Here is a 25361-nt window from a genome sequence, read left to right as displayed (position 1 = left end):
AGCCGTCATGAAATCCTTTATCGAACGACAGCTATATCAGCCAGCCCTGGTTCTGCCGATGGTGGATCTGATGCAGTTGATGGTGTCGCTCGACTTCAACGTGGGTCAGATCGGACTGATGGTCGCGACGCGCGGAGCGCGCGCGGCGTTGCAGCGCTCGCGCGAACTCTGGGTCGCAAGCCATGGATGTGCCGAGCTGGACGAACGCGTCCACTGATCCCGTTTTACTTCGAACGACAGATAGCGTACCGGTTTGGCGATTCCCCCCCGACGCGCAGCGGCATCGCCCGTTTGCTGTTGTGACGTCACCCTGTGAGCTGCCTCATGATTTGGGGCGGCTCTTTTTTTCTCATTTTCCGATTCGAAACCAGGGGCATTTGACCGCTTCGTCGCGCTGTCGCACCGGGGTGCCGATGCGCGAACGAGGCGTGCGCACCCAGGCGCGGGGTATGCGTCGGCGGCGTAATATGGCGCGAACGTGAGACGGGCGCGGCAGGACATTTCGCGAGGAGGTCGGCATGGCACAGCGTTTCGATGCGATCGTGATCGGCACGGGGCAGAGCGGTCCGCCGCTCGCGGTGCGGCTCGGCGCCAGTGGGCGCAGGACGGCGGTGATCGAGCGCGCGGCGTTCGGCGGCACTTGCGTCAATGTCGGCTGTACGCCGACCAAGGCCTATGTGGCCTGTGCGCGTGCCGCGCACGTCGCGCGTCACGCGGCGGACTTTGGCGTGCGGATCGGCGGGGCCGCGCAGGGCGGTTTGGAAAACGGCGCGCAAGGTGTCGATGTGAGCGTCGACCTCGCGTTCGTGAAGGCGCGTAAGGACCGCATCATCGGCGCGTCGCGCGACGGCGTCGAGCGCTGGCTGCGCAATGCGCCCAACGTGACGGTGCTGCAGGGGCATGCCCGCTTCACCGCGGCACATACGATCAGCGTGACATCGGCGGGGGGCGAAACGACGACGCTCGAAGCGCCCGAGATCTTCATCAACACCGGAACGCGCGCCGCCGTGCCCGACGTGCCCGGGCTCGACCGTATCCGATACGAAACCAACTCGACGATGCTCGCTCTGGAGACGGTGCCGGCGCATCTGGCGATTGTCGGCGGGAGCTACGTGGCGCTCGAATTTGCGCAGATGTTTCGCCGCTTCGGTAGCCGCGTGACGGTGCTCGTGCGTGGGGAACGCATACTTGCTCGCGAAGACGACGACGTCGCGCAGGCCGTCCAGGACGTGCTTGCGCGCGAAGGCGTGGAGTTTCGCTTCGGCAACGCGCCGCGCAGCGTGGCGCCGCTCGGTGTGAGCGGCACTGGCGTCACGCACCCGGACGGCATCCGCATCGAGCTTGATGGCGAGGCGCTCGACGTCTCGCATCTGCTGTTCGCCACGGGCCGCATTCCGAATACCGACGATCTCGGGCTCGACGCGGCGGGTATCGCGCGAGACAAGCACGGACTCATCCCCGTCGACGGCGAGCTGCGCACGCAAGCGCCCGGCGTGTGGGCGCTCGGCGACGTGAACGGGCGCGGGGCGTTCACGCACACCTCGTACGACGATTACCAGATCGTCGCCGCGAATCTGCTCGACGGCGCGCATCGCAGCGCCGACACGCGCATTCCCGCCTATGCCGTGTTCGTGGACCCGCCGCTTGCGCGGGTGGGATCGAGCGAGCGCGAGGTGCGCGCAAGCGGGCGGCCCGCGCTGATCGCAACGATGCCGATGTCGCGCGTCGGCCGCGCACGCGAGCGCGGCGAGACAGACGGGTTCATGAAAGCGCTGGTCGACGCCCAGACGCGGCGCATTCTGGGCGCGACGATCTTTGGCATAGAAGGCGATGAGGCGATCCACACCTTCATCGACACCATGACCGCCGATGCGCCGTACACGACGCTCGAGTACGCGATGCACATCCACCCGACGGTGAGCGAGCTGGTGCCGACTTTGCTCGACGGATTGAGGCCGCTTGAATGAACGTTTCCGGCGAAAACGCGCAGGCCGGCGAGCATGCAGGCAACCACGTCGGCAACCTCTACGCCGGCATCAAAGCCGATGCGCGTGACGAGCGTTTCGAGCGGCTCGTCGCGCAGGCTGGCGTGCTGATCGAGCGGATCGTCTCGACGGGGCAGGCGAGTCCGGAAGGGTTCTGGTACGACGACCCGCGCGACGAATGGGTGGTTTTGCTCGCGGGCGCGGCGGAGCTGGAATTCGAGGCGCAAGGCGGCGCACACCACCGGATGCGCCCCGGCGACTACGTGCATATTCCCGCGCATTGCCGGCACCGCGTGGCGTGGACCGACACAGCGGCGCCCACGGTCTGGCTCGCTGTGTATTTTGGTGCGGGCGCGGGCGCTGACGAACGCGAGTGAACCGGCGCGCGCCGCGACGAAAATTTCCTTTCGGACAAGCAGCGCCAGTGACGTCGACGATAATCGCCCCTATCGGCTGAGCCCGAATCGTGCGAATTGTGCACGACCGGTCACCGCCAGTATCGCAACCGTTTTTCCGTTACGAAACACCGCCTCATGTCACCTCAACGTCCGCTGCGCGTCGCGCTGGTTTCCGATACGCACAATCTCGTGCGGCCCGAGCTGCTGAGCTTTCTCGAGGGCAGCGATGCGATCATTCACGCGGGCGATATTTGCGAGCAAGGCGTGCTCGACCAGCTCGCCCGGATTGCCCCGCTAACCGCGGTGCGCGGCAACAACGACCGCGGCGCATGGGCCGAGGCGCTGCCGGTGCAAACCGTCGTCGAAATTGGCGGCATCGCGCTGGCCGTCGTCCACGAGCTGCCCGATCTGCGTGGTGATCCGGTAGCGCAGGGCATCGCCGTCGTGGTCAGCGGGCATTCGCACAAGCCGGCGCTCGAAATGCGTGACGGCGTGCACTACGTGAATCCGGGCAGCGCAGGACCGCGCCGCTTCAAATTGCCCATTTCCGCTGCGATGTTGACGATCGGAAAGGACGGTGTCCTGCACATCGAGCACACTCGACTGATCGATTGAGCACGTCGCGTCTATTCGAGGCGTTGCGCACATCGGAAGCAGCGCGCGCAAGACGCAAAAAAGGCCAGCACGTGGCTGACCTTCGAAGATTTCCGATGCGAAATCCGCAGCACGTAACCCGCAGCACGTAACGCTACGGCGCTACGTGTGCCACGGCTGCATTCGTGACTGCGTTACACCCGCACTGCGCCGTGCGTGGCGTAATCCTCGTCGATTTCGCGGGCGACGCGCACGCCGCGCATCACCGCGTGGGCTTCGGCCCGGGTGCCCACGCACGGCGCCGAGCCTGGCAGCGGCTTGCGTGCGGTCTCGTGCAGCGACACCACGGAAATGATCCCGATCACCGCGGCGCCCATCAGGTAGTACGCGGGCATCATGAGGTTCTGCGTGTGCTCGACGAGCCAGGCGGCGACCAGCGGCGTCGTGCCGCCGAACAGCGACACCGAGACGTTGAAGCCGATGGCGAGCGCGCCGTAGCGGATCGCGGTCGGGAACAGCGCCGGCAGCGCGGAAGGCATCACGCCCGTGAAGCACGAGAGCAACGCGCCGAGAATCAGGAGACCGAAGAACACCGGCAGGAGCTCGCCCGTCTGGATCAGCGTAAGCGAGGGAATCGACAGCACGATCAGGCCCACGCAGCCCGCGAGCATCACCGGCTTGCGGCCGATGGCGTCCGAGAGACGGCCGAACGCGAGCGTCATCGGCATCATCAGGACCATCACGATCAGCACGAGGAACAGACCGTGCGTCTCGTTGAAGTGCAGCGTCGCCGAGAGGTAGCTCGGCAGGTACGAGAGCGCCATGTAGTCGGTCACGTTGAAGATCAGCACGAGGCCCACGCACAGCAGGAAGGGGCGCAGGTGCTCCGTGACGAGCGACTTGAGCGTGAGCTTCGGACGCGCATGCTCTTCGGCTTCGCGCAGTTCGGCTTCGCGCTTGAACGCGGGCGTTTCCTCGAGCTTCATGCGGATATAGAGACCCACGAGGCCGAGCGGGCCCGCGATCATGAACGGCACGCGCCAGCCCCAGTCGAGCAGTTGCTGGTGCGAAAGCACGGCGGTCAGCACGGCGACCGTGCCCGCGCCGAACACGTAGCCGATCAGCGTGCCGAATTCGAGGAAGCTGCCGAGGAAGCCGCGGCGCTTGTCGGTGGCGAACTCGGCGATGAAGGTCGCCGCGCCGCCATACTCGCCGCCCGTCGAGAAGCCCTGGACGAGGCGCGCCACGAGCAGCAGCACGGGCGCGGCAATGCCGATCGAGTGGTAAGACGGAATCAGGCCGATCGCGAAGGTGCCGCAGGCCATCATGATCATGGTCATCGCGAGCACGCGCTGGCGGCCGACGCGGTCGCCGAGCGGCCCGAACACCATGCCGCCGATCGGGCGCACGAGGAACGCGGCCGCGAAGGTGCCGAAGGTGGCGATGAGCTGCGCCGAGGGGCTGCTCGACGGGAAGAACACCTGGCCGAGCGTGACGGCGATGTAGCTGTACACGCCGAAGTCGAACCATTCCATGGCGTTGCCGAGCGCCATGGCGCCGACGGCGCGTTTGAGGAGGCTTTTATCGACGATCGTTATGTCGTCGAGGGTGAGATCGGTCGAAGTCGCCGATTTACCGGAAGTGGAAGCGGTCAAGGTTTGCATCTCCAATGACAGCGACGGGCCTGCAAAGACCCGCCACGGTTGCCGGAGAGTGCCGTTTCGCGATAGCGGCGACATTTCGCGCGTGGAACGCCACAAAAGGCGGGCGCCCGGTCCGTCTGCAAGGCAGGCGGCGCACGAGTGGCATGCTGAGATGTCGCGAAACGACACTCGGTCGAATTGTGCGTAAGCGTTACGCGCCTGCGTGGCCGTGGTTGGGGGGCAGGACGCATGAGGACGCTGGACCGGTACGAGGGTACCCGTAAAGCGCCGCTGAACGAAAAAGAAACCCGCGTGGCGGAGCGTTCTTTTTGTATGAAAGCAATCAGGAAGAAGGCGGTTTGGGGTGCCAGCCTGACTGCAATTGATGACTAATGCCTGTTGAACGAAGCGACATGATAGCACGATAGCTGAAGATCGCGCAAACCGCCCGTTCGGCGGGACTTTGGGGCGGGGGCGCCCGGCCCCGTGTGGCGGGGGATAGCGCGATTCTGGCGGCTCCTGAAACGCACCGCGGGAACGCATGAAGCGCATAAAAAAACCGCACCCGAGGGCGCGGTTTTTGCAGTCCGTCTGGCCGCCTTCCGTGCTGCCGTGAAAACGGCCCGCCGGAGCCGGATTCCGGCGCGCGGCGCAGGCGTTTCAGCCTTCGGTCGGCGGCACGTAGCCCGACGCCTGATCGGCGCCTTCACCGAAGAAGAACTTCTCCGTCTGCTTCATCAGGTATTGACGCGCGCGCGGATCGGCCATGTTCAGCCGGTTCTCGTTGATGAGCATGGTCTGCTGCTTGAGCCAGGCCTGCCATGCCTCTTTCGAGACGTTTTCGTAGATACGCTTGCCGAGTTCGCCCGGCAGCGGGGGAAAGTCGAGTCCCTCGGCTTCCTTGCCGAGCTTCGCGCATTGGATCATACGGGCCATGCTGTGCTTCTCCTGTAGTCGTATGTGGGGGCGGCGGGGCGCTTCATCCGTAGATGGCGACGCTCAGAGCTGTTTCATCAGCACGAGCGACTTGCGCTGCCAGTTATAGAGGCGGCGGCGGTCTTCGGGCAGGTCGTCGACCGTGGCCTTCACGAAGCCGCGCTTGAGGAACCAGTGTTCGGTGCGCGTGGTGAGCACGAAAATGCGCGTGAGGCCGCGCGCCCGCGCGCGCTGCTCGATGCGGCGCAGGAGCCGCTCGCCGTCGCCCGAGCCTTGCGCCTCGGGCGAGACCGTGAGGCACGCCATTTCGCCGATGCGCTCCTGCGAATACGCATAGAGCGCGGCGCAGCCGAACAGCACGCCATCGTGCTCGATCACCGAGAAGTGGTCGATGTCGCGCTCGATCTGGTGACGTCCGCGGCGCACGAGCGTGCCGTCGCTTTCGAGCGGCTCGATCAGCGTGAGAATGCCGCCGACGTCGTCGGGCGTCGCTTCGCGCAGGCTCTCCAGATTCTCGTACGAGATCATGGTGCCCACGCCGTCGTGCAGGAACAGTTCGAGCAGCACGCTGCCGTCGAGCGCGTAGGGCAGGATGTGCGCGCGGCCCACGCCGCCGCGGCACGCGCGGATCGAATGCTTCAGATAGAAGCCCGCGTCGCCGAGCACGGTGCCGCTTTCCTGCAGCTTGTAGGCGTCGTCGAGCGACATTTCGCGGATCAGCTCGCCTTCCTCGCTGATCAAGCCCTGCGTTTCCGTGAGGAAAATGATCTTGTCGGCGCGCAGCGCGATGGCCGCCGCCGAGGCGACGTCTTCCATCGACAGATTGAACGCCTCGGCCGTGGGCGAGAAGCCGAGCGGCGAGAGCAGCACGAGCTTGCGGCTCGCGAGCGAATGGCGGATCGAGTCCGCGTCGATCTTGCGCACGACGCCCGTGTGCTGGAAGTCGACGCCGTCGAGAATGCCGACCGGGCGCGCCGTCACGAAGTTGCCCGAGACCACGCTGATATGCGCGTGCGCCATCGGCGTGTTCGGCAGGCCCTGGCTGATCGCGGCCTCGATGTCGAGGCGCACTTCGCCGGCCGCTTCTTTCGCCGATTCGAGCGCGCGGGCATTCGTGATGCGCATGCCGTGCGAGAACTCGGACTCGACGCCGTGCAGGCTCATCTGTTCTTCGACCTGCGGGCGAGAGCCGTGCACGAGCACGATCTGGATGCCCATCGCCTGCAGGAGCGCGATGTCGGCGACGAGCGCGTTGAGCAGGTTCTGGTGCACGACCTCGCCGCCGAAGCCGACGACGAAGGTCTTGCCCTGGAAGGCGTGAATGTAGGGCGCGACCGATCGCATCCAGTCGACGAACTGCGCGTGCTGCGCGGCCTGCTGGGCAGCTTGCTCGGAAGCGGATTCCGCGGCGGCGGAGGCCGGCGCGCTCGCGGAGGCGGGGACGAGGTCGGTTTGGGAATTCATGCCCGGGATTATAATGCGCCCCCATGTCGAATGTACCCAAAAGACCTGCCTCGGCGCAGGGCAGCAACACCCCTGCAGGGAAAGACGCGGCGCACGGCGGCGCGCAGGAAAAACGCGCGTCGCAGAAGTATGGCGACGGGCAGAAGCTGGCGTCCTCCGAGCGGCTTGCCGCGCTCGTGGGCGGCGGGGCGGGCAAGCAGAAAAAGAGCGGGCAGGAAGGTGGCCAGCCTGTCGAGCAGAAGCGCGCGCAAGCGGCGCCTGAGCTAGACACGGCGAAGGCCGCGCCGCGCGAAACGCGCGCTGGGGCGCATGCGGCTGCGCAGACGCCGCAGCCGACGCAGGAACGATCGCAAGGGCAAGCCCCGGCGCGCACGCCGCAGGCAAAGTCCCAGGCATCCATGCCGCAAACGCACACGCCGCCGCGCGCACAGCCGCGAGGCGAGCCGCGCAATGCGCAAGCGCAGACGCCGCGCAACCCACCGCCGCGCACGCAGCAACCGAAGCCACTGAAGCAAGCAGATCAGCCGCGCGGGCCGAATCCGCCGCACACCGGCAAGCCCAAATCCGAAAACGCATCGCGCCCCGCCAACGAAGGCGAGCGCGCGCCGCGCGCCGAACGCCAGCCCCACGCGCCGCGTGAACCACGAGAACAACGCGAACCACGCCCCCCGATCGCGCCGAATCCCATTCCGCCGATCACGTTCCCCGAAGCGCTGCCCGTCTCGGGCCGCCGCGAGGAGATTGCGCGCGCCATCGCCGAAAACCAGGTCGTGATCGTGAGCGGCGAGACCGGCTCGGGCAAGACCACGCAGTTGCCGAAGATCGCGCTCTCGCTCGGTCGCGGGCGCGGCGCGGGCGGCACGGGCCTCATCGGCCATACGCAGCCGCGCCGGATCGCGGCGTCGGCTACGGGGCGGCGCATCGCCGAGGAACTCGGCACGCCGTTCGGCGAAGTAGTCGGCTACAAGGTGCGCTTCACCGACAACCTCGCGCCGGGCGCCTCGGTCAAGCTCATGACCGACGGCATCCTGCTCGCCGAGACGCAAACCGATCCGCTGCTCAAGGCCTACGACACGATCATCATCGACGAGGCGCACGAGCGCAGCCTGAACATCGACTTCCTGCTCGGCTATCTGAAAGAGATCCTGCCGCGCCGGCCCGATCTGAAGCTGATCGTGACCTCGGCGACCATCGACGCCGATCGCTTCGCGCGCCATTTCGGCAGCGAGGAGAAGCCCGCGCCCGTGATCGAGGTGAGCGGGCGGCTCTATCCGGTGGAAGTGCGTTATCGCCCGGTGCAGGAGGACAGCCCCGTGGTAAAGAACGCGCAGGGCAACGTGCCGACGAAAAAATCGCAGCGCGACACTGACCGCGATCTGATGGACGCGATCGTCGATGCCGTCGACGAACTGTGCCGCGAGGGCTCGGGCGACGTGCTCGTGTTCCTGCCCGGCGAGCGCGAGATCCGCGACGCCGCAGAAGCGCTGCGCAAGCATCATCCGCCGCACACGGAAATCCTGCCGCTGTTCGCGCGGCTTTCCGCGCAGGAGCAGGAGCGCGTGTTCAAGCCGTCGAACGCGCGCCGCATCGTGCTGGCCACCAATGTCGCGGAAACCTCGCTCACGGTGCCGGGCATCCGCTACGTGGTCGACACGGGCCTCGCGCGCGTGAAGCGCTACTCGTACCGCAACAAGGTCGAGCAGTTGCAGATCGAGTCGATTTCGCAGGCCGCCGCGAACCAGCGCGCGGGCCGCTGCGGCCGTGTCGCGGATGGCATCTGCATCCGCCTCTATGAGGAGCCCGATTTCCTTTCGCGGCCAAAATTTTCCGATCCGGAAATTTTGCGTTCGTCGCTCGCGGCGGTGATTCTGCGCATGAAATCGCTGCATCTCACGGCGATCGAGACATTCCCGTTCATCGAGCCGCCGCCGGGCCGCGCGATCGCCGACGGCTATCAGTTGCTGGGCGAACTGGGCGCCGTCGACGACGACAACGCGCTCACGCCGCTCGGCCGCGAGCTCGCGCGCCTGCCGCTCGATCCGCGCGTGGGCCGCATGATTCTCGCCGCCCGCGACGAACAGGCCATGCGCGAGGTGCTCATCATCGCGAGCGCGCTTTCGGTGCAGGACCCGCGCGACCGGCCCATCGAGGCGCAGGAGCAGGCGGACCAGGCGCATCGCCGTTTTGCCGACGAGCGCTCCGAATTCCTCCAGTGGCTCAAGATCTGGGCGTGGTTCGAGGACGCCGTCGCGCACAAGAAGTCGAACAAGCAACTCGTCGATTCGTGCCGCGCGAACTTCCTTTCGCATCTGCGTCTGCGCGAATGGCGCGACGTGCATTCGCAACTGCTCACGGTCGTGCGCGAGCACGGCTGGCGCATCAACGAAGCCGACGCGACCTACGAGCAGATCCATCACGCGCTCCTGACCGGCTTGCTCGGCAATATCGGCCTCAAGGCCGACGACGAGCCCTATTACCTCGGCGCGCGCGGCATCAAGTTCCACCTGTGGCCGGGCTCGGCGCTCGTGAAGAAGGCGGGGCGCTGGGTCGTGGCCGCCGAGCTCGTCGAGACGAGCCGTCTGTACGCGCGCTGCGTCGCGAAGATCGAGCCCGAATGGCTCGAGAAAGTGGGCGCGCATCTGTTGCGCAAGTCGCTTTCCGAGCCGCACTGGGAAAAGCGCGCGGCGCAGGTGAGCGCGTTCGAGCGCGGCGTGCTCTACGGCCTGCCGGTCTATCAGCGCCGGCGCGTGGCATTCGGCAAGCAGGACCCGGCGCGTGCGCGCGAGCTCTTCATTCGCGGCGCGCTCGTGGAGGGCGAATTCGACACGAAGCTCGCGTTTTTCGCGCACAACCGCAAGCTGCTCGCCGATATCGAGCAACTGGAGCACAAGTCGCGCCGCCAGGACGTGCTCGTCGACGACGAATTGATCTTTGGTTTCTACGATCAGGCGATTCCCGAGGGCATGTATTCGGGCGCGTCGTTCGAGCGCTGGTATCGCGACGAGGTGAAAAAGAGCGGCCAGCCGGAGGACAAGCTGCGTCTGCTCTATCTCTCGCGCGACGATCTGATGCGCCACGAAGCCGCCGGCGTGACGACCGAGCTGTTCCCGAAGCGCATGACGATGTCGGGCGTGGCGATGGCGCTCACTTATCACTTCGAGCCCGGTTCGCCGCGCGATGGCGTGACGCTCGCGGTGCCGCTCTACGCGCTCAATCAGGTGGATGCGCGCCGCTGCGAATGGCTCGTGCCGGGTATGCTCAAGGAGAAGGCGCATTTGCTGCTGAAGTCGCTGCCGCAAAAGCTGCGCCGCCATTGCGTGCCGCTGCCCGAGTACGCGGCGGGCTTTGCGGAGCGCGCGGGCGCCGAGCGATTCGGCGCGGGTGGCCTCGTGGAGGCGCTCATCGCCGATGTGCGCGAGCAGAAGCAGGTCGCCCTGAAGTCGTCCGACTTCAAGCTCGAACTGCTGCCGGCGCACCTTTTCATGAACTTCAAGGTGATCGACGAGCACGGTCGCCAGCTCGCGATGGGCCGCAATCTCGCGCAACTGCGCAGCGAACTGGGCGCGCAGGCGCAGCAGCAGTTCCAGAAGCTCGCGAGCGCGACCGCGCTGGCGGCGCTTGAGGCGCGCGGGGCTGGCGAGCCGCGCACCGCCGCGCCAGATTCGCCGGATTCACCGGACATCGCGCAGACGGGCGCGGCCGCGCCGGCGAGCGCGCAGAGGAAGAACAACGCGCCGCACACGAGCGCGTCCGCCGACGCCGCGCCGGCCACCGCGCTGTACGAGAACCTCACGACCTGGAACTTCGGCAAGCTGCCCGAGTTGCTGGAGATCCGCCGCGGTGGCCAGACGCTGTTCGGCTATCCGGCGCTGGTCGACCGCGGCACGCATTGCGACGTCGAAGTGTTCGATTCGCCCGAGGAGGCCGCGCGCATCCATCGCGCGGGCTTGCGGCGTCTGTTCGCGCTGCAACTGCGCGAGCCGATCCGCTATATGGAGAAGAATCTGCCGGGCCTGCGCGAGATGGCGATGCAGTTCATGGCGCGCGCCACCCAGGAGGAATTGCGCGACCAGTTGATCGAGCTCGCGCTCGACCGCGCCTGCCTGCAGGACCCGCTACCCGACGACGACGCGAGCTTCCACGCGCGCAAGGACGAAGGCCGCGGACGCCTCTCGCTGCTCGCGCAGGAGATTGCGCGGCTCGTGGGCCAGATCCTCGCCGAATATGCGGCGCTGACGAAGAAGCTCGTGCAGGCGAAGGCTTTCGGCGCGCCGGCGGCGGACATGCAGGCGCAGGTCGATGCGCTCATCGGCAAGCGCTTCATTCTGGAGACGCCTTACGCGCAGCTCGTGCATTTCCCGCGCTATCTGAAGGGCGTGGCGCTGCGCATCGACAAGCTGCGCGCCGATCCTGCCCGCGACGCGCGCCAGGCGGCCGAGCTTCTGCCGCTCGCGCAGCAGTATCAGCGCGCGCTCTCGCAGCGCGGCGGCGTGTTCGATCCGCGTCTGACCGAGTTCCGCTGGCTGCTGGAAGAACTGCGCATCTCGCTGTTCGCGCAGGAATTGCGCACGCCCATGCCGGTGTCGGTCAAGCGGCTCCACAAGGTCTGGGAGTCGATGCAGCGCTAACGCCATGTGCCATGCGACGGCCTGCGGCGCTTCGCGGATCGTCCGGGATGATGGGGTGTGATCAGGAGCGTGACCGGCCCCCGAGCCCTCGGGTCATCGCAAAGGTTCGAAAGTGGTGAAAAAGCGGACGAAGCGTCGCACCTGCCGCATTTCATGGGCCCTACGTCAACCTTGCGGGAAGGTAGACGTTCTACAATCACGAATCTGTCCGGAACCGACTCTCCATGCGTAATCAATCATTTCGCCGCGCCGCGGGCCGCCTCGTCGTGAAGGCCGCCTGCGCCGCGCTGGCCTGTGCCGCGCTCGCCGGCGTGAGCTCAACCGTCGCGCGCGCGAACAACATCATCGTGCTGAATTCGGGCGAAGCCACGCTGAGCCTCATCGACGACAAAACCCACGAGGTCGTGGGCACCGTGCCCACGGGCAAGGAGCCTCACCACCTGTTCCCGACGCCCGACAACAGCTCGCTCATCGTCGCGAATTCGGTGTCGAACAACCTGATGTTCGTCGACCCGAAGACCGGCAAGCCGCAGCGCTGGATCGAGAACATCGAAGACCCGTACCAGCTCGGCTTCTCGCCCGACAACAAGTGGTTCGTGACCACGGGCCTGCGTCTGGACCGTCTGGACATCTATCACTACGGCGGCGCCGGCAATTTCACGGTCGCCAAGCGCCTGCCGCTCTCGGCCATGCCCAGCCACCTCGCGTTCACGAAGGACAGCCATATCGTGTTCGTTTCGCTCCAGGTGTCGGGCGAGGTCGCGGCGGTCGATCTGCCCACTCAGCGCGTGCTCTGGAAGATGAAGGTGGGCGCGGCGCCCGCGGGTCTGTGGCTTACGCCCGGCGACAAGTATCTGCTCGTCGGCATGACGGGCGCCGACTACGTCGCGGTGGTGGACTGGCGCAACCAGAAGGTCATCAAGACGATCCAGGTGGGCAAGGCGGCGCACAACTTCCGCTCGCTCGTGGACGGCCGTCACGTGCTGGTGTCGAGCCGCGTGTCGAACGTCATCAGCATCATCGACGAAGAGTCGCTCGAGAAAGTGGGCGAGATCAACGGGCTGCTGCCCGGGCCCGACGACATGGAGCTCTCCGCCGACAAGCGCTATCTGTGGGTCACGTTCCGTTTCGCCAGGCGCATCGGCGTGATCGACATGCAGACGAAGAAGCTCATCAAGACGATTGCCGTGGGCCGTTCGCCGCATGGCATCTACTTCTACGACCGCGCGCCGGTCATGTCGCCCAACGGCGCCTGAGGCAGCACGCGCCTTGCCGATCGATCGCCGCCGCACATGCTTGAGTTCCTGAGTTCCTGCGCACATTGGGCCGCGTCCGGCGCCGACGACTTCGTGTCGTGGCTCCAGACGCTCGTGTACGTGAACGTACTGCAGCCGCTGCTCTTTTACGCGGGCTTCATGGACGTGGACGAAGACACGTTCGACGCGCTCTACTGGGTGATCGTCGGCGTGCTGGAGATCGCGGCCATGTACGCGATCCTGCGTCCGCTCGAAGCGCTCATGCCGGTGGAAAAATGGCGCGGCCGCAAGGGCGTGGGCGTGGACGCGCTCTATACCTGGATCACGCGGCTCGGCGTCTTCAATCTGCTGTTCTTTTTCGCGCTGCAGCCGGTTTTCGACCGCGCGCAGGGCTGGCTGCGCCTGCATGGCGTGATGAGCGTCGACATCGACAATCTCTGGCCCGGCGTGACGACCGTGCCGCTCGTCACGTTCGCGATCTATCTGGTCGTGCTCGACTTCTTCGGCTACTGGTATCACCGGCTCTCGCACCGCTTCGGCCCCTGGTGGGAACTGCACGCGGTCCATCATAGCCAGCGCAAGATGTCGTTCTGGTGCGATAACCGCAATCATCTGCTGGACGTGCTCGGGCAGTCCTGCATGTTCGCCGCCATCGCACTCGTGATCGGCGTGCCGCCCGCGCAGTTCGTGGTGCTGGTCGCGATCACGGACTTCGTGCAGAACGTGCAGCACGCCAATATCCGCATACATTTCGGCTGGCTTGGCGAGCGGCTGCTCGTGAGCCCGCGCTTTCACCGTCGCCATCATGCGATCGGCTATGGCCACGAGGGCACGACCTATGGCTGCAATTTCGGCGTGCTGTTTCCCTGGTGGGACATGATGTTCGGCAGCGCGTCGTTCAATCGCGAGATCGAGCCTACCGGCATTCGCGACCAGCTCGAAGGCGTGCGCTATGGCGAGGGTTTCTGGGCGCAGCATGGGCTCGCGTTCCAGCGCATCGCGCGGCGGCTCGCGGCGCAGCGGCGCACGAAAGGCAATACCCCAGGCGATACCCGCGACGACGCCAGCGCCGCCTGATCCCACGTTTCCGCCGTTCCTCCGCTTTCGCGCCGCGACGATCCTTCGCGCGCCGCGTGCGCTTCGCTCTGCGTGTTTCGCCGGCCCGCCGCGCCGTGGTTTATGCTGTCGATTTGACGCACCGAACCCGTGGGCCTCGCGATGCTTCCTCGTCTTACCGCTCATTTTCCCTTCGCATGAACGATCTGCTGCGCTCGTTCGGACGCGCGCTCGCCGGCGCGTTCCACCCCTCCATGCTGTTCCTCACCTTCGTGCCGTTCCTCATGGCGGCGGCGCTGTGGGGCGGCTTGCTCTACGCGTTCTGGCAACCGCTCGTCGATGCGCTGCGTCCCGCGCTCGAACACTGGTGGGCCACGGCGTACCTCTACCATCTGTTCGATCTGCTCGGCTACGGCTCGCTGCGCAACATGATCGGGCCGTTCGTGGTGATCGTTCTCTCGGTGCCGCTCATCGTCATTACCGTGCTGCTGCTGATCGTTGCGATCTCGATGCCGCGCGTGATCCGCCATCTCACGCTCAGGCAGTACGCCACGCTCGAGGCTCGGCACGGCGGCAGCTGGTACGGCAGCCTGTTTCATTCGCTCTGGACCACGGTGGTTTGCATCGTACTGCTGTGCGTCTCGCTGCCGCTCTGGTTCTTCCCGCCGTTCTTCGCATTCGTGCCGCCGCTGTTGTGGGGCTGGCTCACCTATCGGGTGATGACCTACGACGCGCTCGCGCTGCACGCCACCGCCGCGGAGCGGCGCGAGCTCGTGCGCCGGCACCGGCTGCCGCTGCTCGCGATCGGCGTGGCGAGCGGTCTGCTCAGCTCGTTGCCCACGGCGATCTGGATCGCGTCCGCGTGGCTGCTGCTGTTTTTCCCGTTCGTTGCCGTGGCGACCATCTGGATCTATGCGTTCATTCTGGTGTTCACGGCGCTCTGGTTCGGCCACTATTGCCTGCGCGCGCTCCAGCGCCTGCGCGTGGAAGAGGCGAGCCGCACGGGGCGCGACATGACCGTCACGCACTGACATTCACTCCCTCCCATTCCTGCGATTACGACGAGGCAACTCATGGCATTTGGCGTCATCATCATCGGCGACGAGATTCTCTCGGGCCGCCGCAGCGACAAGCATCTGCCGAAGGTCATCGAACTGCTCGGCGCGCGTGGCCTCGCGCTCGACTGGGCCGAGTACGTTGGCGACGACCCCGCGCGCATCACCGCGACGCTCGAGCGCTCGTTCGCGTCGGGCGACATCGTGTTTTCCACGGGCGGCATCGGCGCGACGCCGGACGACCATACGCGTCAGTGCGCGGCGGCCGCGCTCGGCGTGCCGCTCGCGCTGCATCCCGATGCCGGGGCGGCGATTCGCGAGCGCATCCGCGACATGCATACGGGCGCCGATCCCGTCGATTTCAACTCGCCCGAGAACCAGCACCGCTTCCAGATGGGCACCTTCCCGCAGGGCTGCGAGATCATCCCGAACGGCTATAACAAGATCCCGGGCTTTTCGATTCGCGATCACCATTTCGTGCCGGGCTTTCCGGTAATGGCCTGGCCGATGATCGAATGGGTGCTCGATACGAAGTACGCGCATCTGCATCATCAGACGCCGCATGCGGAGAAGTCGCTGCTGGTGTTCGAACTGCCCGAGTCGACGCTCACGCCGCTCATGGAGCGCATCGAGCGCGATTTCCCGGGCGTGCGCGTGTTCAGCCTGCCGAGCGTGGGCGACGCGGAGCGCGGCGGCATTTATGCGCGCCGGCATATCGATCTGGGCGTGAAGGGCGAGCCCGAGGCCGTGGCGGCAGCGTTCGTGAAGCTGCGCGAAGGCGTGCATCTGCTGGGCGGCGACGTTGTAGAGCCGCCCGAGCAGCTCAAGGGCGCGAACGCCGCGCCGGGCCGGTAACGCCGCGACATCGTCTGGATTTTTGCCGATGCGCGGTGGGTACGCCGGGCGCGCCGCGGCATCATCGCCGTGTCATATGGCACGGTCAAAGTGGTCCGTCCGACTGGCGCCCGACGGACCGTGCCGGCAACCGGTGCAAGCCGGCCCGGTTGTTATCAGGCGTCGACGGTCAGGCGCCCAGCCAGGGCAGGCCGCGGAAGCACCAGCCCGTGACCGTCTTGCGATGTCCTTCGCTGTTCTTGTCGCCTTCGAAGCCTTCGAGCAGGTCGTACGCCTGCTTGAAACCGGCCTTGGCGGCCTCGATGGCCGCGAGCTTCGAGCGCGCGGCGCTGCGGCAAAGAAACAGCACGGGCGCGTCGGGATCGGCGACGTTCTTGAGCTGGGCGAGGAATTCGGCGTTGGGCACGCCACCGGGGTAGCGCGTCCATTCGACATGGGCATACTGGCCGTCGCCGACCACGGGACGGCCGACCCAGTCGAGCTCGGCGCGCGTGCGCACGTCGACGAGCTTCACGCGCGGATCGAGTTGCAGAAGCTCGAACGCCTCGGCGGGCGAGACCGCGCCCGCGTAGGGCAACTGGTTCTCGGCGCGGCGCTTTTCGGCTTGGGCGTACAACTGTTCGAGCGTACTCATGACAGCAGATCTCCTGTTTCTCGTGTTGGACCAAAAGATCATTCTAGCGCGCTGCATGAGTGCGGGAAGCGGGCGTTCGTGGCGCAGCAATGCGCATCGGCGGGGCGGTGATGCGTCCGCATCTTCGCTTCGCGCCCGCCTGGCTGGTGCGCGCGCTTTGTTGCGCCGCCGGGTTTGCATCGGAATGGTGCGGCCGGGATTTTATGCACCATAATGGAGTCTGTTTCGCGCGCCAAATTCGGGATTGCACGGAAATGGTGCGAGCAGGGAAGCGGCGGGCGGCTCGTTTGGGGCGCCAGCCCGTTTGCGGCGTGCGCCGTTTCACTCCAGGAGTGCGCCCAGCCTGGGTTTGCGCCAGGGTGGCGCAAAGCTGGCACGGAAGCTGCTCTATATGTCGCGATCGATTCACAGCCGGCTGCTCGGGACGTTCCAGGGCGGCAGACGGGATCAACAGAATTGGCACGGCGGCAACGTTCGCCGAAATCGTTAATCAGGAGAATAGGTTATGAGTAAATCCGTGGCCGACGTCATGCAGCTCGTCAAGGACGAAGACGTCAAGTTTGTCGACTTCCGCTTTACCGACACGCGCGGCAAGGAACAGCACGTCTCGGTGCCGCTGTCGGCATTCGACGAAGACAAGTTCGAGTCGGGCCATGCGTTTGACGGTTCGTCGATCGCCGGCTGGAAGGGCATCGAAGCCTCGGACATGCTGCTCGTTCCGGACGCGAACACCGCGTTCATCGACCCGTTCTACGAAGAGTCCACGCTGGTCCTCACCTGCGACGTGGTCGAGCCGGCCGACGGCAAGGGCTACGAGCGCGACCCGCGCTCGCTCGCCAAGCGCGCCGAAGCGTACCTGAAGAGCACGGGCCTCGGCGACACGGCCTTCTTCGGTCCGGAACCCGAGTTCTTCATTTTCGACTCGGTCCAGTGGAACACGGACATGTCGGGCACGTTCGTCAAGATCGGCTCGGATGAAGCACCGTGGTCGTCGGCGCGCGAAATGGAAGGCGGCAACCCGGGTCACCGTCCGGGCGTGAAGGGCGGCTACTTCCCGGTCGCGCCGGTCGACCAGTTCCAGGACATCCGCTCGGAAATGTGTCTGCTGCTCGAGCAGATCGGCATTCCGGTCGAAGTGCACCACCACGAAGTGGCGGGCCAGGGCCAGAACGAAATCGGCACGAAGTTCTCGACGCTGGTTCAGCGCGCGGACTGGACGCAGCAGATGAAGTACATCATCCACAACGTGGCGCACACGTACGGCAAGACGGCGACGTTCATGCCGAAGCCGATCGTCGGCGACAACGGTTCGGGCATGCACGTTCACCAGTCGATCTGGAAGGACGGCCAGAACCTGTTCGCGGGTAACGGCTACGCAGGTCTGTCGGAATTGGCGCTGTTCTATATCGGCGGCATCATCAAGCACGCTCGCGCGCTGAACGCCATCACGAACCCGGGCACGAACTCGTACAAGCGTCTGGTGCCGCACTTCGAAGCACCGGTCAAGCTCGCCTACTCGGCGCGCAACCGCTCGGCATCGATCCGCATTCCGCACGTCAGCAATCCTAAGGGTCGCCGTATCGAAACGCGCTTCCCGGATCCGCTGGCCAACCCGTACCTGTGCTTCTCGGCGCTGATGATGGCGGGTCTGGACGGCATCCAGAACAAGATTCACCCGGGCGAAGCCGCCGACAAGAACCTGTACGACCTGCCGCCGGAAGAGGATGCAAAGATCCCGACCGTCTGCGCAGGCCTCGACCAGGCGCTGGAAGCGCTCGACAAGGATCGCGAGTTCCTGACGCGCGGTGGCGTGTTCACGGATTCGATGATCGACGCCTACCTCGACCTGAAGGAAGGCGAACTCCAGCGCGTGCGCATGACCACGCACCCGATCGAGTTCGAACTGTACTACTCGCTGTAATCGACGATGGCGCTACGCTGCCGCCAAGCGAGCGTAGCGCCTCTCCGACGTCGGCAGTCGTGTCAACGCGGTGCCCGCTGCGGTTCGAGCTGCGGCGGTGCCGACTTCGGTCGCAAAGGGACGGCGCTGCCGTCCCTTTTTCGTTGGCGTGCTTGCCGCGCTGCCGTCTTTCAACGACATGGATGAATCGCCGGCCCGCAACATGGTGCTCAAGAATCTGATCAAGGCAAGGAAGGGCCACGCGGAGCCGCTCTCGGACGACGAGCCGCTCGTGCAGTCGGGTCTCCTGCCCGGCTTCGAGGCGCTGCCCACCGTGGTGCTCGTGCTCGACAAGCGCACCTTGCGCGTGGCGTTCGCGAACCCCTCGGCCGAAGCGATGCTCGATCTTTCGCGGCGCCAGCTCGCGCAGATGCAATGGTCCGATCTCTTTTCCAACGCGGACGAATTGCTCGAAACGATCGCGTCGATCGCGGCGCACCGTTTTCATGCGACGCGCCTCGACGCCACGCTCGAGCGTCCGGGCCGCGAGTCGTTGCACGTGCATGCGATCGTCGGCTTTCTCGAGACCGCGCCCGACTACGTGCTGCTTGAGCTCTTCGAGAACGAGCGGCACATCAAGAGCGATCGCGAGGAGCGCATTCACGACCTCGCGACCGTCAACAAGCATCTGATCCGCAATCTCGCGCACGAGATCAAGAATCCGCTCGGCGGCATCCGCGGCGCGGCGCAACTGCTCGAATTCGAGCTCGGCGCGCTGGAGCGCGGCGAGCTGCGCGAGTACACGCAGGTCGTCATCAAGGAGTCCGACCGGCTGCAGACGCTCGTCGACCGCCTGCTCGAGCCGCACCGGCATCCGCACATCGTCGGCGACGTGAACATTCACGAAGTCTGCGAGCGCGTGCGCGCCGTGATCCTCGCCGAGTTTCCGCGCGGCCTCACGATCGAGCGCGATTACGACGTGAGCGTGCCCGATCTGCGTGGCGACAAGGAGCAACTGATCCAGGCACTGCTGAATATCGTGCGCAACGCGGCGCAGGCGTTGCGCGAACGGATCTCGCAGGGCGATGCGCGCATCGAATTGCGCACGCGCATCGCGCGCAAGATCACGATCGCGAAGCGCCTGTGCAAGCTGGCACTGGACTTGCATATCATCGATAACGGACCCGGCATTCCCGAGGAAATCCGCGACCGCATCTTCTATCCGCTCGTTTCCGGACGCGAGGATGGCAGCGGTCTCGGGCTCACGCTCGCGCAGACCTTCGTCCAGCAGCACGACGGACTGATCGAAGTGGAAAGCCGGCCGGGCCACACGGAATTTCAGATCCTGTTGCCGCTCGACTACTGAACTACCGCTACCACCAACGCACGCCACCAGGACTTCTGACCGACCTTATGAAGCCGATCTGGATAGTAGACGACGACCAATCGATACGCTGGGTGCTCGAAAAGGCCCTCGCGCGCGAGAATTTCGCGACTCGCAGCTTCTCGAACGTGCGCGACGCCGCCAGCGCGCTCGATCACGACAGCCCGCAGGTGCTCGTCTCCGACATTCGCATGCCGGGCGGCTCGGGCCTCGAATTGCTGCAGACGGTGCGCGAGCGCGTACCGGGCTTGCCCGTCATCATCATGACCGCGTTCTCCGACCTCGACAGCGCGGTGGCCGCGTTCCAGGGCGGCGCGTTTGAATATCTCGCCAAGCCCTTCGACGTGGACAAGGCTGTCGAGCTGATCCGCCGCGCCGTGGACGAGAGCATGCGCGGCGAGCAGCAATGGGACGAGCGTCCCGCCGAGGCGCCCGAGATGCTCGGCCAGGCCCCCGCGATGCAGGACATGTTCCGCGCCATCGGTCGCCTCTCGCATTCGGCGGCCACTGTGCTCATCACCGGCGAGTCGGGCACCGGAAAGGAGCTTGTCGCGCGCGCCTTGCACCGCCATAGCCCACGCGCGAACGGTCCGTTCATCGCGCTGAACACCGCGGCGATCCCGAAGGATCTTCTGGAATCCGAACTGTTCGGCCACGAGCGCGGCGCGTTCACGGGCGCGCAGGCGATGCGCCAGGGGCGCTTCGAGCAGGCCGAGAACGGCACGCTGTTCCTCGACGAAATCGGCGACATGCCGTTCGATTTGCAGACGCGCCTGTTGCGCGTGCTCTCCGATGGGCAGTTCTATCGCGTGGGCGGCCATAATCCGCTGCGCGCGAATGTGCGCGTGATTGCGGCCACGCACCAGAATCTGGAAACGCGCGTGCGTCAGGGGCTGTTCCGCGAGGACTTGTATCACCGCCTCAACGTGATTCGCCTGCGCTTGCCGGCGCTGCGCGAGCGCAGCGAGGACATTCCGCTGCTCACGCGCCACTTCCTGCAAAAGAGCGCGCGCGAGCTGGGCGTCGAGCCCAAGCGCGTGTCCGACGAGGCGCTCGCGTATATGTCCTCGCTGCCGTTCCCCGGCAATGTGCGCCAGCTCGAAAATCTCGCGAACTGGCTCACGGTGATGGCGCCCGCGCAGACCATCGAGGTCAAGGACTTGCCGCCCGATCTGGTGCCCACGCACGCCGCGGCCACCGAGAGCGCGCACGCGGTGGCCTTGAGTGAAGCGGGGGCGGGCGGTGTGGCTACGGTGGGCGCGCCGCTCGCGGGCGGCGCGAGTGTGCCGGCCGGGGTGGGTGTGTCCGGCGCGCCGATGGTCGGGGGCGCGGCAGGCGTCCTCGGCGCCATCGCCGGCGTGCCCGGCACGCTGGCGGGTGCGTCGCCGCTTGCCAACGGCGGCGTCGCGCTGGCCGTGAGCGTGTGGGAGAGCGGCCTGCGTACCGAGGTCGCGTGCCTGTTGCGCGAGAACAGCGCGGGCGTGATGGACGAGCTTTCGCGCCGCTTCGAGGCCGCCGTGATTCGTGAAGCGCTCGACTTCACGCGCGGGCGCAAGGTCGAGGCCGCCGAGCGTCTCGGCATCGGCCGCAACACCATCACGCGCAAGATCCAGGAACTCAACCTCGAATGAGCGCGCAATGAGCGTGGCGTGAATCGTGTGCGGCGGCGCGGCTTGCGCCGCCGCACACGATCGCACCGGGCCGTACGCGGGTGCACCAGGCAGTATGCGGGCACAAGGAGCCCGAAGGCGCGCTGGGGCATAATCGACGCTGTTTTCCCGTCGATGATCGAACATGCCCGTGACTTCTCCCTGGCCCGCCGAGGCCGATCCGTTCCTCTCCCTGGAGTCGCTCGACGACCCCGCCGCCATGGCCTGGGTCGAAGCGCAGAACGCGCGCACGCGTAGCGCGTGGCAAGGCGGCGCGCGCTTCGAGGCGCTGGAGAAGCGCCTCGCGCAAGCCTATCTGCCGCGCGAGCGGCCCGTGATCCCGAGCCGCTGGCAGGAGTGGGCCTACGATCTCTGGGAGGACGAGGACAATCCCAAGGGCCTCTGGCGCCGCGCGAAATGGGCCGACTGGCGCGCGCGCAAGCCGCAGTGGGAAACGCTCATCGACTTCGACGCGCTCGGCGCGGCCGAAGGCATGCCCTGGGTGTGCGCGGGCATCGACATCCTGTATCCCGATGGCGATCGGGCGCTGATCCAGCTTTCCGATGGCGGCGCCGACGCGGTCACGGTGCGCGAGTTCGACCTCGCGCGGCGCGTGTTCGTCGACGGCGGCTTTGCCATCGAGAAGGAGGGCAAGCACATCGTCTCGTGGATCGACCGCGATAGCGTGTATGTTGGCTGGGACGCGGGCGGCAAGCTCGGCAAGAAAGCGCTCACGCGCTCGGGCTACCCGCGCGAGGTGCGCCGCTGGACCCGCGGCACGCGGCTCGCCGATGCGCCCGTGGTGTTTCGCGGCGAGTTCGACGACATCAGCGTGGAGGGCGATTACGACCCCGTCGAGAAGCGCCATGACGTGGTGCGCAGCGTCGACTTCTTCGATTCCTTTACGTACCGTCTCGATGAGCACGACCAGTGGCAGCGCTACGACGTGCCCTCGCACGTCGCGGTGGGCGCGTGGCATGGCTGGCTGCTGCTCGAGCCGCGGCTCGACTGGACGCTCGGCGAAGACACCTGGGCGGGCGGCTCGCTGCTCGCGATCCGCGAGGACGCGTTTCTCGCGGGCGAGCGCAAGGTCACGCCGCTTTTCACGCCCACGCCGGTCACGTCGGCGTGCGACTGGACCAATACGCAAAACGTCCTGATCGTCTCGTGGCTCGACGACGTGCAAAGCCGCACGATGCTGTGGCAGCCGCAGCAGCAGGACGGCGCGTGGACATGGCAATCGCGTCTGTTCCCGGCGCGCGCGAGTTCGCAGGTGGACGTGTCGCCCATCGAAGACACGCTCAACGATGAAGTTTTCGTCGACGTGGACGACTATCTGCTGCCGCCCGAATACTGGCTCGCCGATCTCGCGCAGCAGGACCTGCAGAGCTGGGAACTGCTCGATCGCTGGCCCACGCAGTTCGACGCCACGCCGCTCGCCGTGATCCGCTCGCACGCGCGCTCCGCGGACGGCACCATGGTGCCGTTCACCGTGGTCGGCCCGCGCGCCGCGCTCGAAGGCGAGGCACGCAAGCCCTTGCCCTGCCTGTTGACGGGCTATGGCGGCTTCGCGATCGCGCTCACGCCGCAGTATCTCGTCGGTTCCGGCATCGGCTGGCTGGAGCAGGGCGGCATCGTCGCCATCGCCCATATTCGCGGCGGCGGCGAGTACGGCACGGCCTGGCACGTGGAAGCGCAGCGCGAGCATCGGCAGCGCTCGTTCGACGACTTCATCGCGGTGTCGCAGCAGTTGGTGGCCGAGGGCTATACGAGCGCGGCGCAACTGGGCATCAAGGGCGGCAGCAATGGCGGCCTGCTGGTTGGCGCGTGCATGGTGCAGCGGCCCGAGCTGTTCGGCGCCGTGGTCTGCGAAGTGCCGCTGCTCGACATGCAGCGCTATCCGCTCCTGCACGCGGGCGCGTCATGGATGGACGAGTACGGCGATCCTGAGGATTCCGAAGAAGGTCGCGCGCTCGCCGAATATTCGCCGTATCAGCGCGTGAAAGCCGGCGTTGCGTATCCGCCCGTGCTCTTCACGACCTCGACCAGCGACGATCGCGTCCATCCCGCGCATGCGCGCAAGATGGTCGCGCGCATGCAGGAGCAGGGGCATGCGGACGTCTGGTATCTGGAGAACACCGAAGGCGGTCATGGGCCGGGCAGCGACTCGCTGGAGCGCGCGCAATACGATGCGCTCGTGTACCGCTTTTTGTGGACCACGCTCGGCGGAGCGTGGTGAGCGGCGCGGGCTGCCTGCGCCCGCGCGCGCTTCAGGCTCAGCCCGCGATCTTCAGATCGGCCACGACGGGCGTGTGGTCCGACGGCTGATCCCACTTGCGCGGCACCTTGTCGATCTCGCACGACACGAGCTCGGGCGCGAGCGTGGGCGAGAGCAGGATGTGATCGATGCGCAGGCCCGCATTGCGGCGGAACGCGAACATGCGATAGTCCCACCACGTGAACATCTTCTCGGGCTGCTCGAACTGGCGGTACGCATCGACGAAGCCGAGCGCAATCAGCCGGTGGAACTGCGTGCGCTCTTCGGGCGAGACGAGATTCTGGCCTTCCCAGGCCTTCGGATCGTGCACGTCGCGGTCTTCGGGCGCGATGTTGTAATCGCCGAGCAAGGCGAGCTTCGGATGCTGCTGCATTTCCGGAATGAGCCAGTCGTGCAGCGCGTTCAGCCAGTTCAGCTTGTAGGCGAACTTCTCGGTGCCGGGCGCCTGGCCGTTCGGAAAATACGCGCTGACGATGCGCGCGCCTTCCACCGTGACGGTGATCACGCGCTGCTGCGGGTCCTCGAAGCCGGGGATGTTGCGCACGACCGTGGCCTCGTCGACGGCGAGGCCCTCGCGCACGAGAATGGCCACGCCGTTATAGGTCTTCTGGCCCGCGAACCAGCTGCGATAGCCTTGCGCTTCGAGTTCGGCGCGCGGGAACTTGTCGTCGGTGAGCTTGAGCTCCTGAAGGCAGAGCACGTCGACCTTGCTTTCGGCGAGCCAGTCGATGACGTGCTGCAGACGGACCTTCAGGGAGTTGACGTTCCACGTGGCGATTTTCATGGGTACTTGAGCAGGGAATCGGCGAAATACCGCATCATAGCGCCCGGCGAGGCAGGGCGGGCCGCTACCGCGATTCCCGGCTCATCGCGCCGCTCGCTCACCATTCTTCCATCCATGGCCGCAGATCCATTTCGTGCGTCCACGCGTCCCGCGGCTGCTGATGCAGCGTCCAGTAGGCATCAGCGATGTGCTCGGGATTCAGGATGCCGTCGTGTTCCTTGAGCTTGTAGCGCTCGGGAAAATTCTCGCGGATGAATTCCGTATCGATCGCGCCGTCGACGATGATCTGCGCGACGTGAATGCCCCGCGGGCCGAGCTCGCGCGCCATCGACTGCGCGAGCGCGCGCAGCGCGTGCTTGGCGCCCGCGAAAGCGGAAAAGCCCGCGCGTCCGCGCAGACTCGCGCTCGCGCCCGTGAAGAAGATCGAGCCGCGGGCGCGCGGCAGCATCGCTTTGGCCGCCTCGCGCCCCATCAGGAAGCCCGCGAAGCAGGCCATCTCCCAGACCTTCTGATAGACGCGCGCCGTGGTTTCGGTGACGTCGAAGCGCACGTTCGCGCCGATATTGAAGATCGCGGCCTCGATGGGCGCGATGTTCGCCTCGATTTCGGCGAAGAGCGCGACTATGTCCTCTTCCTTGCGCGCGTCCGAGCCGAATGCGTGCGCCTCGCCGCCTTCGGCCTCGATCTGCGCGACGAGCGGCGCGAGCTTGTCGGCATGGCGGCGCGTCACGCAGGCGATGTAGCCCTCGCGCGCGAAGCGGCGCGCGATCGCGCCGCCGGTAGCGTCGCCCGCGCCGATCACGAGCACGGCTTTCTTTTGGGTCATGATGTTTGTCTCCTTGTCTTGTGCGTCTGCATGGAG

Annotated in this window: 19 protein-coding genes; 13 read left to right on the top strand and 6 right to left on the bottom strand. The window is 66.2% G+C overall.

Features of this window, described 5'->3' with window-relative positions:
• Positions 1-7 precede the first annotated feature (7 nt).
• The 4 genes from U5775_RS11760 (at position 8) to U5775_RS11745 (ending at position 2998) form a co-directional block, all read left to right on the top strand.
• Positions 8-217, top strand: a complete 210-nt coding sequence (locus U5775_RS11760; protein ID WP_322058304.1) for a hypothetical protein — start codon at positions 8-10, stop codon at positions 215-217.
• A 301-nt stretch (positions 218-518) separates the two neighbouring features.
• Complete coding sequence (locus U5775_RS11755; RefSeq protein ID WP_322058303.1) at positions 519-1967, top strand: FAD-containing oxidoreductase; 1449 nt, start codon at positions 519-521, stop codon at positions 1965-1967.
• Positions 1964-2362, top strand: coding sequence for a cupin domain-containing protein (locus U5775_RS11750; RefSeq protein WP_322058302.1), 399 nt, complete (start codon positions 1964-1966; stop codon positions 2360-2362). Before U5775_RS11755 ends, U5775_RS11750 begins: the two co-directional genes overlap by 4 nt.
• A 156-nt stretch (positions 2363-2518) precedes the next feature.
• The gene (locus U5775_RS11745) at positions 2519-2998 is read left to right on the top strand and encodes a metallophosphoesterase family protein (RefSeq protein ID WP_322058301.1); all 480 of its coding nucleotides are present in this window, start codon (positions 2519-2521) and stop codon (positions 2996-2998) included.
• 173 nt (positions 2999-3171) lie between these two features.
• Here the strand turns inward: U5775_RS11745 and proP are convergent, their stop codons facing one another.
• The 3 genes from proP to argA form a co-directional block, all read right to left on the bottom strand.
• Positions 3172-4641, bottom strand: coding sequence for a glycine betaine/L-proline transporter ProP (gene proP / locus U5775_RS11740; RefSeq protein ID WP_322058300.1), 1470 nt, complete (start codon positions 4639-4641; stop codon positions 3172-3174).
• 639 nt (positions 4642-5280) lie between these two features.
• The gene (locus U5775_RS11735) at positions 5281-5556 is read right to left on the bottom strand and encodes an oxidative damage protection protein (RefSeq protein ID WP_027793465.1); all 276 of its coding nucleotides are present in this window, start codon (positions 5554-5556) and stop codon (positions 5281-5283) included.
• 63 nt (positions 5557-5619) lie between these two features.
• A complete protein-coding gene (argA, locus tag U5775_RS11730) occupies positions 5620-7020 on the bottom strand; it encodes an amino-acid N-acetyltransferase (protein WP_322058299.1) in 1401 nt (466 codons plus the stop codon).
• Positions 7021-7418: 398 nt separating this feature from the next.
• On the opposite strand from argA, the gene hrpA reads away from it, so the two are divergent.
• From hrpA to U5775_RS11705, 5 genes are all read left to right on the top strand, one after another.
• Positions 7419-11648: an ATP-dependent RNA helicase HrpA gene (gene hrpA / locus U5775_RS11725; protein ID WP_415913558.1), complete on the top strand. Its 4230-nt coding sequence runs from the start codon at positions 7419-7421 to the stop codon at positions 11646-11648.
• A 224-nt stretch (positions 11649-11872) separates the two neighbouring features.
• Positions 11873-12904, top strand: a complete 1032-nt coding sequence (locus U5775_RS11720; protein WP_322058297.1) for a beta-propeller fold lactonase family protein — start codon at positions 11873-11875, stop codon at positions 12902-12904.
• Between the two features lie 36 nt (positions 12905-12940).
• On the top strand, positions 12941-13981 hold the full coding sequence (locus U5775_RS11715; RefSeq protein ID WP_322058296.1) for a sterol desaturase family protein: 1041 nt from the start codon (positions 12941-12943) through the stop codon (positions 13979-13981).
• Positions 13982-14157: 176 nt separating this feature from the next.
• The gene (locus U5775_RS11710) at positions 14158-14991 is read left to right on the top strand and encodes an EI24 domain-containing protein (protein ID WP_322058295.1); all 834 of its coding nucleotides are present in this window, start codon (positions 14158-14160) and stop codon (positions 14989-14991) included.
• A gap of 42 nt (positions 14992-15033) precedes the next feature.
• Positions 15034-15870 carry a competence/damage-inducible protein A gene (locus U5775_RS11705; RefSeq protein WP_322058294.1) on the top strand — a complete coding sequence of 279 codons (837 nt, stop codon included), beginning with the start codon at positions 15034-15036 and terminating at the stop codon, positions 15868-15870.
• A gap of 169 nt (positions 15871-16039) precedes the next feature.
• On the opposite strand, the gene U5775_RS11700 is transcribed toward U5775_RS11705, so the two are convergent.
• A complete protein-coding gene (locus U5775_RS11700) occupies positions 16040-16504 on the bottom strand; it encodes a rhodanese-like domain-containing protein (protein ID WP_322058293.1) in 465 nt (154 codons plus the stop codon).
• A gap of 505 nt (positions 16505-17009) precedes the next feature.
• On the opposite strand from U5775_RS11700, the gene glnA reads away from it, so the two are divergent.
• From glnA to U5775_RS11680, 4 genes are all read left to right on the top strand, one after another.
• A complete protein-coding gene (gene glnA / locus U5775_RS11695) occupies positions 17010-18425 on the top strand; it encodes a type I glutamate--ammonia ligase (protein ID WP_322058292.1) in 1416 nt (471 codons plus the stop codon).
• A 202-nt stretch (positions 18426-18627) separates the two neighbouring features.
• The gene (gene glnL / locus U5775_RS11690) at positions 18628-19770 is read left to right on the top strand and encodes a nitrogen regulation protein NR(II) (RefSeq protein ID WP_322058355.1); all 1143 of its coding nucleotides are present in this window, start codon (positions 18628-18630) and stop codon (positions 19768-19770) included.
• Positions 19771-19817: 47 nt separating this feature from the next.
• Positions 19818-21419: a nitrogen regulation protein NR(I) gene (gene ntrC / locus U5775_RS11685; RefSeq protein ID WP_322058291.1), complete on the top strand. Its 1602-nt coding sequence runs from the start codon at positions 19818-19820 to the stop codon at positions 21417-21419.
• 163 nt (positions 21420-21582) lie between these two features.
• On the top strand, positions 21583-23676 hold the full coding sequence (locus U5775_RS11680; protein WP_322058290.1) for a prolyl oligopeptidase family serine peptidase: 2094 nt from the start codon (positions 21583-21585) through the stop codon (positions 23674-23676).
• Positions 23677-23713: 37 nt separating this feature from the next.
• Here the strand turns inward: U5775_RS11680 and xth are convergent, their stop codons facing one another.
• Positions 23714-24499 (bottom strand): exodeoxyribonuclease III, encoded by a 786-nt coding sequence (gene xth / locus U5775_RS11675; protein WP_322058289.1) that lies wholly within the window; start codon positions 24497-24499, stop codon positions 23714-23716.
• 97 nt (positions 24500-24596) lie between these two features.
• Positions 24597-25325, bottom strand: a complete 729-nt coding sequence (locus tag U5775_RS11670; protein ID WP_322058288.1) for an SDR family oxidoreductase — start codon at positions 25323-25325, stop codon at positions 24597-24599.
• Positions 25326-25361 lie beyond the last annotated feature (36 nt).

The sequence above is a fragment of the Paraburkholderia sp. J63 genome, from assembly GCF_905220245.1.
GTDB lineage: Bacteria > Pseudomonadota > Gammaproteobacteria > Burkholderiales > Burkholderiaceae > Paraburkholderia.
The sequence above is the reverse complement of the archived record's forward strand: the minus strand, read 5'-3'. Positions and strand labels throughout refer to the sequence as shown.